Source organism: Acidovorax soli (assembly GCF_900107605.1).
Lineage (GTDB): Bacteria > Pseudomonadota > Gammaproteobacteria > Burkholderiales > Burkholderiaceae_C > Acidovorax > Acidovorax soli.
Window position 1 is genome coordinate 1 of sequence record NZ_FNQJ01000021.1, and the last position, 12,168, is coordinate 12,168.

The 12,168-nt window shown below is 60.7% G+C and carries 10 protein-coding genes and 1 pseudogene; 9 read left to right on the forward strand and 2 right to left on the reverse strand.

Annotated features, from left to right (window positions below):
* Positions 1–96: 96 nt before the first annotated feature.
* From BLW02_RS13330 to BLW02_RS13370, 9 genes and pseudogenes are all read left to right on the forward strand, one after another.
* Positions 97–918: pseudogene (locus tag BLW02_RS13330) on the forward strand (type IV secretion system protein); the annotation flags it as partial.
* Positions 919–929: 11 nt separating this feature from the next.
* Positions 930–1,634, forward strand: a complete 705-nt coding sequence (gene trbF, locus BLW02_RS13335) for a conjugal transfer protein TrbF (protein WP_092699355.1) — start codon at positions 930–932, stop codon at positions 1,632–1,634.
* On the forward strand, positions 1,631–2,620 hold the full coding sequence (gene trbG / locus BLW02_RS13340) for a P-type conjugative transfer protein TrbG (protein WP_092699357.1): 990 nt from the start codon (positions 1,631–1,633) through the stop codon (positions 2,618–2,620). Before trbF ends, trbG begins: the two co-directional genes overlap by 4 nt.
* Before the next feature lie 2 nt (positions 2,621–2,622).
* Positions 2,623–3,894, forward strand: coding sequence for a TraB/TrbI/VirB10 family type IV secretion system protein (locus BLW02_RS13345; RefSeq protein WP_092699359.1), 1,272 nt, complete (start codon positions 2,623–2,625; stop codon positions 3,892–3,894).
* A complete protein-coding gene (locus BLW02_RS13350) occupies positions 3,891–4,136 on the forward strand; it encodes a DUF2274 domain-containing protein (protein ID WP_092699361.1) in 246 nt (81 codons plus the stop codon). Before BLW02_RS13345 ends, BLW02_RS13350 begins: the two co-directional genes overlap by 4 nt.
* A gap of 259 nt (positions 4,137–4,395) precedes the next feature.
* Positions 4,396–4,827 (forward strand): hypothetical protein, encoded by a 432-nt coding sequence (locus tag BLW02_RS13355; RefSeq protein WP_208859735.1) that lies wholly within the window; start codon positions 4,396–4,398, stop codon positions 4,825–4,827.
* 624 nt (positions 4,828–5,451) lie between these two features.
* Positions 5,452–7,482 (forward strand): hypothetical protein, encoded by a 2,031-nt coding sequence (locus BLW02_RS13360; RefSeq protein WP_092699363.1) that lies wholly within the window; start codon positions 5,452–5,454, stop codon positions 7,480–7,482.
* On the forward strand, positions 7,479–10,205 hold the full coding sequence (locus BLW02_RS13365) for a site-specific integrase (RefSeq protein ID WP_139285379.1): 2,727 nt from the start codon (positions 7,479–7,481) through the stop codon (positions 10,203–10,205). The genes BLW02_RS13360 and BLW02_RS13365 overlap by 4 nt, the downstream gene beginning before the upstream one ends.
* The gene (locus tag BLW02_RS13370; RefSeq protein WP_086926340.1) at positions 10,198–10,974 is read left to right on the forward strand and encodes a hypothetical protein; all 777 of its coding nucleotides are present in this window, start codon (positions 10,198–10,200) and stop codon (positions 10,972–10,974) included. Before BLW02_RS13365 ends, BLW02_RS13370 begins: the two co-directional genes overlap by 8 nt.
* 47 nt (positions 10,975–11,021) lie before the next feature.
* Here the strand turns inward: BLW02_RS13370 and BLW02_RS13375 are convergent, their stop codons facing one another.
* Both BLW02_RS13375 and BLW02_RS13380 read right to left on the reverse strand, forming a co-directional pair.
* A complete protein-coding gene (locus tag BLW02_RS13375; protein ID WP_066785945.1) occupies positions 11,022–11,243 on the reverse strand; it encodes a type II toxin-antitoxin system HicB family antitoxin in 222 nt (73 codons plus the stop codon).
* Between the two features lie 502 nt (positions 11,244–11,745).
* Positions 11,746–12,117 (reverse strand): hypothetical protein, encoded by a 372-nt coding sequence (locus tag BLW02_RS13380; protein WP_232476455.1) that lies wholly within the window; start codon positions 12,115–12,117, stop codon positions 11,746–11,748.
* Positions 12,118–12,168: the final 51 nt, after the last annotated feature.

A 12,168-nucleotide genomic window follows, 5' to 3' on the forward strand; every position in this document is an offset into this window, starting at 1 on the left:
CATCGCCATCACACCCGAGTCGTCATAATCTGGTCGTCCTGCCTGGGGGAATTTGGGGTGGCCAAGGGTGGGGGAATTTGACCTGGCCATCGGGGGCTTTTCGTGACGTTGATCGAGTTCAAGCTGACCACGCTCGCGGGCTTCGTGCTGGTGCCGTTCGCGCTGTGGAACAAGACGGCCTTCCTGGCCGAGAAGGTATTGGGCAATGTGGTGTCCTCGGGCATCAAGGTGCTGGTGCTGGCGGTCATCGTGGGGATTGGAACGGGGCTTTTTTCGGAGTTCAACATTCCCGCAGGGGCCGAGCCCTCCATTGACCAGGCGCTGGTCATCATGCTGGCCTCGCTCTCCATGCTTGCCCTGGGCATCTTTGGGCCTGGCATCGCCACTGGGCTGGTATCTGGTGGGCCGCAGCTTGGTGCGGGAGCCATGGCTGGAGCAACGCTGGGCGCGGCAGGCGCCGCCCTTGGCGTTGGCGCCGCTGCTGCCGGCACCGCTGGCGCGGTGGCTGCCGGCGCACGCATGGCTCCCGGCGCGGCGCGGCTTGCAGCCAGCGGTGCGCGTGGTGCCAAGGCTGCTTTCGCTGAAGGCTCCACCGCCGCGGGGGGTGGCATCAAAGGCGCCGCCGCGGGGGTGGGCAGCGTGGCCAAAGTCGGCGCGCAGGCTGCAGGTCAGAAGCTGGCGGATGGAGCGCGCTCGATGAAGGGGCGCATGGCCTCGGCATTCCGACCTGATGAGGCATCGGTGTCCAGCGCGGGCGCCGCAGATTCGCCCGCAGCGGCTGAACAGCCCGCCTGGGCCAAGCGCCTGCATCGCAGACAGCAGCTTACCCACGCCGCAACGACCACCGCCCACGCGCTGCGCGGTGGCGATGGTGGCAGCTCCAGCCAGGGGCCAAGCCTGCGTGATTCCGATTCATAAGGAGAACTCCCATGCGATTCAAACGACCGCAGGTGCGCTATGCCGACACACCGCAGCCTGCCACACCGTACCAATCCGCTGCCCAGGTCTGGGACGAGCGCATTGGCTCGGCCCGCGTTCAGGCGAAGAACTGGCGCTTTATGGCCTTTGGGTGTCTCACCTTGGCCGTGCTGATGGCGGGCGGGCTGGTGTGGCGCTCGGCGCAGTCCATCGTCACGCCCTACGTCATCGAGGTGGACAACGCGGGCCAGGTGCGCGCCGTGGGCGAAGCCGCCACGCCGTACCGGCCCAGCGATGCCCAGGTGGCCTATCACCTGGGCCGCTTCATCGGCCTGGTGCGCTCGCTGTCCATCGACCCGGTGGTGGTGCGGCAGAACTGGCTGGATGCCTATGACTACACGACCGACAAGGGCGCGGTGGTGCTCAACGAGTACGCCCGCGTGAACGATCCGTTCGCGCGCATCGGCAAGGAGTCGGTGACGGTGCAGATCAGCAGCGTGACCCGCGCCAGCGAGCAGTCCTTCAACGTGCGCTGGACGGAGACGCGCTTTGTGAACGGTGCGCTGGACCGCACCGAGCGCTGGAACGCGGTGATCTCGACAGTGCTGCAAACCCCGCGCACCGAGCAACGCGTGCGCAAGAACCCCCTGGGCATTTACGTCAACGGCTTGTCGTGGAGCCGTGAACTGGAAGCGAATGAAGGAGCAAAGCCATGAATGACCTTTTCCGTAAATCCACTGTGCTGTTGATGTTCGCCGCTTTGGCGGGCTGCGCCAGCCAGGGCAAGCCGCCGCCGACTATCTCGCTCGATGAGCCGGTGCAGGCCCAGCCGCTGCCCGAGCCGCCAGCGCCGGTGGAGGTGGTTGCCATGCCCGAGGTGCTGCCGATGCCGGCGCAGTTGAAGCCAGCATCTCAGGCAGAAGACGTCAAGCCCGCGCCGGAGCCGGCCGACGAGAAGGTGCGCGTGTCGCGAGCGAACACCGAGGCCCGCGTCGCGCCCACGCGAGAGGGCTACGTCAATGCGATTCAGGTCTGGCCTTTCACGGATGGCGCGCTCTATCAGGTCTATGCGGCCGTGGGCCGCGTGACTGTGATCGCGTTGCAGCCGGGCGAGGAGTTGGTGACAGTGGCGGCCGGCGACACGGTGCGCTGGATCGTCGGGGACACATCGAGTGGCAGCGGCGATGCGCTGCGGGTCAATGTGATGGTGAAGCCGATCCGCTCGGGATTGAAGACAAACCTGGTCATCACCACCAGCCGCAGGACGTACCTGCTGGAGTTGACCTCGACCGAGAAGACATGGATGGCATCGGTGTCCTGGGAGTATCCGAAGGACAAAATGCTGGCCTTGCAGCGCCAGGCGCAGGCGGCTAGCGCAGCCGCGCCGGTCGATGCCGGGCTGTCGCTGGAGAAGCTGCGTTTCCGCTACGCGGTCAGCGGCAGCAATCCGCCGTGGAAGCCGCTGCGCGCCTTCGATGACGGCGAGAAGGTCTATATCCAGTTCCCGCCGGGCATCGCCCAGGGCGAGCTGCCGCCGCTGTTCGTCATCGGCGCGCAGGGCGACGGGCAACTGGTGAACTACCGTTTCCGTGCCCCGTACTACATCGTGGATCGTCTGTTCGGCGCCGCCGAGCTGCGCCTCGGCGGTGACAAGGGTGACGTGGTACGGATCGAGCGCACAGACGGCACGCGGAGGAACTGACCATGAGCCAGGACGACACTCCCGACCTTGCCACGCCACAGGTGGGGAAGGTGGCGCCCGAGGCGGTGGCGCTGCGCGCCCAGCCGCGCCCGGTCACGCGCCTGAATCGGCGCACGCTGGCCATCCTCGTCGGTGGCCTGTCGGTCGCCGTGCTCGGGGCCACGATCTGGTCATTGCAGCCGCATCGACGTGGCGCGGGCGAGCAGACCGAGCTTTACAACGTCGATCGCATCTCGAAGTCCGAAGGGCTGGACGGCCTGCCGGCCGACTACTCCAAGCTGCCGAAGGTGCCGGAGCTGGGGCCGCCGCTGCCGGGCGATCTCGGCCCGGCCATCGTGAATTCGCAGCAGCCGGCCGTGGCCGCATACGCAGCCCCCGGCCACGATCCGAACGACGCCCTGCGCAAGGAGGCAGAGGCTGCGGCGGCTTCGTCGGTGTTCTTCCGCTCGGGTCGCCCAGGTCAAGCCGCCGCCACGGTGGCGCAGGCGGCGCCAGGGGCGCCTGGTGCTGCAAGCACGCTTGCTGCCTTCGATCCGCTCGCCGCCGGGCCGGCCTCGACGGCGGCGCCGCGCGCTGACCCGGCCACCACGCAGAACGGGCAGGATCAGAAAGAGGCATTCCTGAAATCCGGTTCCACAGAAACCCGCAATTCCGGCGACCTGAAGACGCCGGCGTCGCCGTATCAGGTCATGGCCGGTACGGTGATCGCGGGAGCGCTGGTGACGGGCATCAAGTCGGACTTGCCGGGCGACGTGATCGCCACGGTGACGGAGCCGGTCTATGACACGGCCACGGGCAAGTTCCTGCTGATTCCGCAGGGATCGCGCATCCTCGGACGCTACAACAGCCAGGTCAGCTACGGGCAGAGCCGTGTGCAAGTGGTGTGGAACCGGGTCATCCTGCCCGACACGTCATCGCTGACGCTCGACAACCTTGTCGGCACCGATCCGGCCGGCTATGCGGGCCTGGAGGACGACGTGGACTGGCACTGGGGCCGCGTCTTCGCGGGCGCGGCGCTGACCACGCTGCTGGGCATCGGCGCCGAGTTGGCCGCGCCGGAGAACCGCCAGGACGGTAACCGCATCGTCATTGCTGGGCGCGACAGCGCCCAGGACAGCATCAACCAAGTCGGGCAGGAGATGACCCGGCGCAACATGAACATCCAGCCGACGCTGACGGTGCGTCCGGGACTACCGATGCGGCTGGTCGTGGCCCGCGATTTGGTATTGCGTCCCTACCAGCCGATGTTCTATCAACTCGGGAGAACTCGATGAACACGACGAAGAAACTCCGCCTGGGGCCGCTTCCCCGCTTGGATTCCACGAAGATGACCTTCACATGTCCAGCCCGCTTGAAAACGGATCTCGATCGCTATGCAGCGCAGCACGCGCAGACCTATGGCGAAGCGGTTGATGCGGCGACGTTGATCCCGCACATGCTCGATGCCTTCATGGCTGGGGATCGTGGATTCAGGAAAGGAACGACGGTCAAGGCTGTCCCACCGAAACAGCCCTGATGGCCCGGCCATCGCACCACGCCGAAAGCGCAGCCCATGGGCTGCGCTTTCGCTTATGGACGAGGATGGCGACAAGCTGGCGCTACGATCTTGCCTGCTGCGATGCCCCCGCGTTTGCTACCGCGAAGCGCCCATGTGGCACCTAGCTTAAAAGGTGGCAAGAGCCCGCAGTGGCCAGAATCTGGTCTAACCTATTGCCCCATATGACCTTTTGCTTCGCTGCAAGTCTGCATCAAAGGCTTGACAACGGACATTTTTCATGGCCGCATTGGGCCAGGTGCTCAGTCCCCTCGCTGCCCTGACCGGGCGCTTTGAATCGGCATTGCTGGATGCGGCTCAACAACAACAAACCCACGACGAAGCGCAGATGGAGTCGGACTACCTGGGGCTGAAGCCCACCGAGCAGGCCGTGCTGTGGCGCATGCTGACGCAAGGTTCACGATACCGCCCTTACGATGCCGAAGCACTGCGCTTTTACCGGGAAAGAACTGGCCACCCAGTAAACGCTACCCAAGTTCAGCGGGCGCTGGAGGGTTTGCGACAGCGTATGCCCGCGTTGGTATGGAAGTCGGCCCGCGGTGAATACGCGCTAGAAGACGTGGCCATGCACCGCTGGTTTGAAAAGCGCGGCGGCGCAGGAAAGTGGCCACCCACACCGCCACAGGGCGTGCTGCCCCTTGATGATGATTGAATACAGGGCAGAAGGGAACAGCCCTCTTGTCCCATCGACCAGTTGCTGATCACATGCATAAAGTTACCGGGCAGTCAGCTTCTGATCGGACGCGCTCAATGGGCATTGACAAAGAGCCATCAGCTCCGCTAGATTAGCGCGAGCTAGCTTTATGGCCTGCTGGTGTGAGCCCGCCGCACCAAAAATACTTGCGGGCCCCTGAACAAGCTGGGCCCGATCCCAGCAAAAGGCCCCTAGGCCGGATATTTCTGCCTGCGCAGATATAAATTTCGTGGGCTTTTGCTCGCGATGGCTTTTTTGCCAAAAGTCTCTTTGAGGTCGTCCTGTACCTCAGTGGAGGGCGTTCGACTGAACGATCTCCGATGTCCGGAAATTAGGCCAGCAAAGCCAAGCCCCAAAAGTTGCCCTGATTAGGGGCTATCAATGCGGCGCGCTCACGCGCGCCCCTTCAATGCTGCCCGCCTGACGCGTACCACGTTCGGGCCGGCGCAGCCACATCACGAGCGGCGTCACGCCGCCCCCCTTGATGCCCGACACCTCGGCTGGCGCCGATCGAGGTGCATCCGCGCGCGCCTACATGGCCCTTCCCCCCTTTCTCGGCCCGGCTTTTTCTATGGAGTTGCTATGACTATTCCGGCGTCCTTCGTTTTCGCTCACACCTCCGTTGCCGTGGAGGGGCCTGATGCTGCGCGACTGCTTTTGAGCATCATTCCGGCGCCACCGCATCAACCGGGCATCGGCTTAGTCGCTAAAAATACCTTGACCTGCCTGACGGCACTGCTGATCGAAGTTCCCGCTGCCGGATCTCATCTCGCGCAACATATCTCGTTGCTTGGCAAGTTGAGCGACGATTCAGGCGCCTGCATTGCTCAGCCCAATGCAATGCTCGGCCTCGCGAGCGATTACCCAGCCTGGGCGTGGTTCGTATCTGCGAGCTTTCCTTACGCGCATCGACTCCAGAGCTTGGTCGGCAAGCATTTAGTCGCGGCCCTCCTGAAAGAAGCCTCCATAGAAAAGAGCTTCGTTCAAAAACTGCGCAAGCTCATCAAACAATCACACGACGAGATCCTGACAAACCAGCAGTTCGAAGCGGAGGTCACCAAGCTTGAAGGGCAAGCACATCAAAAGCTCCTGCAGTTGCTGGCGTTGCACTCCTGCTCCACGAACAGCGCGCAACTGTCATTTAACGCAGCGGTGACCTCCTGCCTTTCCAATCGACTGAGCTCCCTACGTCAAACCGAGCGCCAGGCCGTAGATACCGGCCAAACACTCAGCCGCAGCGAGCTCACACGCACCGTCGTCCTTCTTCTCGACCAAGCACAGCAGGGTCACTCTGATGACCTGGTCACCCTCATCTGCCTATGCGTTGGCCTCGGCCTAAACCTCGGCAAGCGAATACCACTGGTTTCCGGAGAAAGCGGACAAGGCTGGATGGCCTGGATCGATCCGGTTGCAGGCTCAACATACGTGGACTTGTCATTCGCACTGGCAGGTCTTGGTAAACGTTCAAGCCCGCGGCATCAAGCGTCCACGCTGATCCTGAAGCGCCCACTGCCGCAGGGTGTTGCCACCATGCTGCGAGAGGCCCACACGCAAAACAGCCAGTTGCGCACGCTCGCCGATCTGTGCATTAACAAACCAACCAGCCGCAAAAAAATCTCGTTGCCGGGGGTTCATCACAGCGCTTCGTTGGCCGGACTGATGAACTCCGCGCGATCGATTTCATTAGCGACCACCGACAGGCGTGATATCTCTGCCTACGCGACTCTTGCCCTTGAACTGGTAAACAAATCCGATCTCCATTACGTCTGCCCACGCGAGCGCGAGATCTGGCAGGCCTGCTCCGACTTCTATGACGCCGTCGGCCTGGGGCCAGCAGTACCGCAAAGTGGTGGCAACTCCAACCTCCGCATCGGCTCCCGCCTGACACCATCGGCGGATTGGATCAAAGAAGTATTTGCAAGCGCTGGCGATGAACTGCTCGCGAAAAAGTGTGGTCGCAGGTACTCGTTGCCATCATTGATCGAGCACCACAACGCGTGCGCGCGTTACGTCGGCCTCTTGATGCAGTTTGTCGTCGGAGGCCGCGACCGCCGCCTTATCGACTTTCGTGCGAGCGTTTGGAGCGGCACCACGACCTTCGGCTTGATGGAAGACAAGCCCTTGAGTGCCACGCGAGGCACGACACCGATCCCCATCCCAGCAGCGCTCTCCGAGCAGCTCAAGCTTTGGCACGCGCACATCGCCGCGCTGGATAAGCGGCTATTGAAATTGCAAGCCCCCGGCTCTTCGGCCGCCTTTCAACTCATCCGCCAGATCAGGGAACTCCAGAACTTGCCCATGCTTTTTTTGCTGGACACGCATGGCGCCCCCGTCCCCTTGAGCTCAGATGTCCTTTTCACAGGCCCAGCCAGCCAGCTCAACCGGGACTTTGGTCGCCATTCTCTGCCGGATCTTTTGCTGGATGCGGGCATGCCATTCGAGGATATCCAAGACTGGCTCCGCCATTTCTCGCCGGGAATCTCAACGCACGAACTGAATTCCAACCGCGTCAAGTACCACAGCACCGAACGCCTTATTTCAGGCATCGACCAAGTGCTACTGGAGCTGAACATCCGACCCAGGTCCGGCCTGAGCAAGGAAATCGCTCCATGACATCTCTGTCACAACCCTGGACAACAACAAAACGAAATCCAGTCCTGATTCCGGCCTTCAGCGCTCCCGGCGGGGTCGCTCGCTTCGACAGCTTTATTCGATCGGCCGACCGGCTGGTGACCCAACTCGCGCCTTCGCATGCCCTGATCTTGTGCGCCATCCTCTACGAAGGCATGGGCTCATCCGCAGAGCTATCGAACTTCCTTCATGCCTTGGTGTCATCGCACTCCACCTGTGACGGCCACTACGTCCAATGGTCCGATGAACAGGACCGTCTGCATAGCCGGGCGCTCGATCCACGCACGCGCATCGCATTGTTCCGAGTCCCCAGTGGAACGTTGCCCAAGAAGGACCTGGACTCCTTCCATCAAGTATTGCTGAAGAACTACCCAATGGCCCAATCCCAGATGGGCAAGGACCTCTGGCATCTCATCTTCCACGACGCGCTGGCCTGGCTACATCAGCACATCCCCAATTTTTGTCTGGGGATGCTCACGGGCAGTATTCCCATCACGGCACTGCCCCGCGATGTGCTTACGCGATGGAACCTACGACAAAAGGACGTGCACTGGGAAACGCGGGATGCTGCAGATGATGATGCTCTCAGTCCCTCCCACGACGGAGCATTGGAAATACTCCTTGAGATGGAGGCGCCCATCAACCGCCGCGCTCGGTGCCTGAAGGAGATTCAAGACCTGTTTACTCTACCCAACCAGGCAACAGACATCCGGCTTTCTGATCAGCGTTGGCGAACAAGCCTGTACAGCAGGTTGGCCATGACCGCCGACTTGATTGCACGCCAAGGCACAGAAGGCGATGCGCTGGTCCTGCTGTGGGTGCACCACCTGCTTAGCGTTGGCAGCGTGCGCCTGAAGAATCCTTCCGTCGCAACAATCTCTCGCTACGTCAGCGCTACCGCGGGGCTCATCTCCGAAAACTACACTCAATGCCCGTGCTCTGCAGTTCACATGGACGATGAACAGTGGATCGCCTTCTTCGATGCACTGAAGCATGCCGTTAACAGCGACCCACAACGCCCGGCCCTTGCCTCCTTCCATCAGTTTTGCATCCAGACATTTGGCGCCCCGCCGATGGCGCAGGTACTTTTTTCGGGTGACGGAAACACCACGGTAGTGCACGCCAACACGGTCTGGTCCCAAGAAATCCACGGGGCCCTGGAACTTGCCCTCACTGCCAGCAGCGATGCACGCATCTGCGCCAGTGTGCAAGCGCTGCTGGCTCTTGCCGCTATTTTTCCCCTGCGCATCGGCGAGGCACAAGCCCTACGCCTAGAGGACTTCGTCATCACTGAAGAAGGCATCGAACTCCGATACCACCCTCGGCGAGGGCAGCATCAAGGTAAAAGCTACAGCGCGAAGCGATGGATGCGCAGCTTCGGCGAGCCGGCGTGGGTGGCGTGCGTAGCCAGCTGGATCAAGCGCAGGAAGAGTGAAGAAGAGGGCAGACATGGCAAGTCTGCTCTGCTGTTTGGAGATCCCCACAGCAGCCATCGCACCTACATGTTTGCCGCCTGCAGCCGACTGGTCAACCGCGCTCTTAAGCAAGTCTGCGGCGACAAATCAGTTTCCTTCCATACGCTGCGGCACGCATGGGTCAACCGCAACATCATCCATCAGCTGGATCAGCCTTCTTCTCGTCCAAGCCCCGTTTCCTGGTTGCAAAAAGTTGCCGCTGAGGTGGGACATGCCCAAGTTCCGACAACCCTGCAGCACTATTTCCACCGACCCGACATGGCCTTGCGCTGCTCTCTGAACAGCTATTGGCAGACGAGGCCACTTACCGCTGAAGTCGCAGCCTTCTGGACCGGACGTTCCGCTGCCGCATTGCGAAAGGCTAAACAACGCAGTGAGAACAAAGCGGAATTCTTGTGGTCTTGTCTCTTCGAGACATCCACTGGGCTGGCTGTACGCCAAGCGCCGCCCCCATCTCTGCTGGCGGCGTTGCCGCCGCCACCAATAGCGTCAATCGGCCTGATGCATGTACGCAAGATCCTCTGCGATCTTCACACTGGCATACCAGTCGAGGCTGTGGCTTCTCGCTGCAGTGTCCCTTTGGCCACCGTCTTGGAAGTGATCGATCGTGCTGTATTGATCGCCAACCAGCTTCTTGTCTTGGGAAGTGTCCGTGGTCGCCGCCTGATCCTCGAACATGCCACGCGGGTGATCAAACTTGCACGGCTACTTCAGATCTTTATGGATTGCGATATTCGGCCGACGGTCACCGATGAACCTTCCTGGCAAAAGTTGGCACCTCAAAACATTGCTCCTACGTTTGCACAGCGCAATGCCGTGCGCTCATGGATGCACTGCCGCGATGGGCAAAGCATTGCATTGCGACCCGATGGATCGGCCGACGACCTTTTGCGTTGGCTGAGCGACGGCTCCGTTCCTGGCAGCTGCATTGTCCTTCGAGTTCCAATGAAGCATGTTGCTGATCCTCATTCTCGCGCTACGACTGTGCGCAGTGATTCAGCCAGAAGTGCGCAAGATCAGCTAGGACAGTACTTCGGAACCTCCGTCACGATTGAAGGGGTTCGCCAACGGAAACTCGAACAACCTCCCTACATGCTGATCTCAAGAAAGCCTTTCACCAAAACATCCAAGCCTTGCCCTTCCGCCAGATTGCGCATGGGATCTTTTCATGGCCTTATGTTTTCCATGGCCGTATGGCACGGCATGATTGGAATGGATGCGCATGAGTAAGGACCAAGAAATATTTCGGGTGTTCATCAACTCGGTGCAAAAGGCCAGAGATCCCGCCAAGGAGCAGCGGGAGATCATGCTCGTGCAGAACACGATGAACACGGTCTTGGGGCAGCTGTCTGAACAGGACCGCCTGTACTACTCTCTGGAGGTAGACCCGGGCAAACTTGACCAGTGGTTAGTGGTTTCCTGCTGTGACAGTCTTCAGCGCAGGCTCTTTGAGGACAGAAAAGCGCCTTACTCAGCATCCTCCACCGAGGATCCGCTTCTCGCTGGAACAGTCATGCAAGCGACTAACGCATTGAAGCACCTGAGAACATTGTCTACCTCGACGGGCTTGAGCCCTGATGACTTCATCGATGCCATACGCACCACTGCGCCAGCATTGATCCGCCTGCTTACGGACCGGGAAGAAACCACGAGCTTCCGGACCAGCGATGGCGTGACTATCTCTGTGGATCCAATCTACCAATCGCGAAGAACAATGCTTCCCGACCCCGTCTCCGTTCGCTTTCGTGTAGACATGGTAGGTCGCGAGAAAGCTGTTATTGAGCCGACCAAGGAACATCGATCGCAACTGAAGACCAAGAGCAAGCAGATCCAGCTTCACTGGCTTCCGCTGGAGCATCCATTTCTGTATGAAATTCTCCTGGAATCCATGGAGTCACGAGCACTCGTTGAGGTTGACGCATGCCGCTATGTCAATCGGATAGGCCAAACCGTTAATTTGTCTTTTCTTAGGATGATTGAATCGCCCGATGACTGTTGACATACATGAGGAGCGCTCGAATCTGTGCCTTTGCCTTCGGGTAATGTTTACGTTGGGGTGGCAGGGGCATCCACCGTCATTGCGGGTACGCGGAGTTCGATGCGGATGGCGCGCGGCGTGACCTCGCCTTGCTCCAACCGCTCGGCCAGAACGCGCAACGCTACGGCCTGGGCCTTCGCCATGGCATCTTCAGCCGTGGCTCCCAAGGCACGTGCTCCCGGCAGCTCCGGGACAACCTCGGCCAGAAACCGTCCGTCGTTGTCACGCATGCACTCCAACGTGTAGTTGGCGGCGCAGGGGCCAGAAGGTTGCGTTTGGCTCGTGGCCACATATATGCCGAACCAGGTAATCACGCCGCCGATAAGGCATAGGGTAATTAAGCCCACCATGGCGCATATTCCTTTCATCTTGTAGAGAACTGCCAAGCAGATCTCATGCGATACCGATCAACGCCTGCGCACCAGCATGGGTTGCCTCACTCGCCAACATAGACAGGGGCGCGATGTGTACTTTGCGTCAGGGCCTTCGCGGCGGTCTACCGCGCGAGCGGTTTAGTCCTCCGCTGCACAGCCGACTTCAAGTGAGCCCACTTGCAGTGCCCGCACAAAGATCCTGCAGTCTTGCGTCCAACCTTAAAATCGTCTTGAGCTACAGTCCAATGGCATTGGAGAGCACTTCGTCGGTAAATCCCATGAGCGTGCCAGCGCGAAGCGCACCTTGCGTCAACACATGGTCTTCGATCAACAGCGCCGGGGTAACGAGCCAAAGCGTTCAGACGCCCAAAGCGCTTTCGTCCACTGGCCACTGCAGCTCTCGCGCAACCCTGCGCATGATCCATACGCACTGCGCATCTGTGCACCATCGCTTGGCCAGAAGACCTTTTAACGCAGTCTTCACCGTCGCTTCCTGGCCCCCTTCAAAGGTGGGCAGCTTTCGCTGGCAGTACGGAACCATCTGCGAGACCAGGTCGTCACACATCTGAAAGGCTGCCACGACTTCTGAGGGCGAAGTACCTGGCGCATAGAACTTTCCATCTTCCTCAACGAGGCTCATCTTCGGCTGGGCGCCTCCAATGGCAGAGGGAACCGCAGTCACCGGGAAATCATCCGGCACGCCTGGATAGCTGGCACGGTCAATCGTCATATCAATTCCTTGCGTACTACTTCGCCATACAGCCGGTACTGCCCTGTCCAT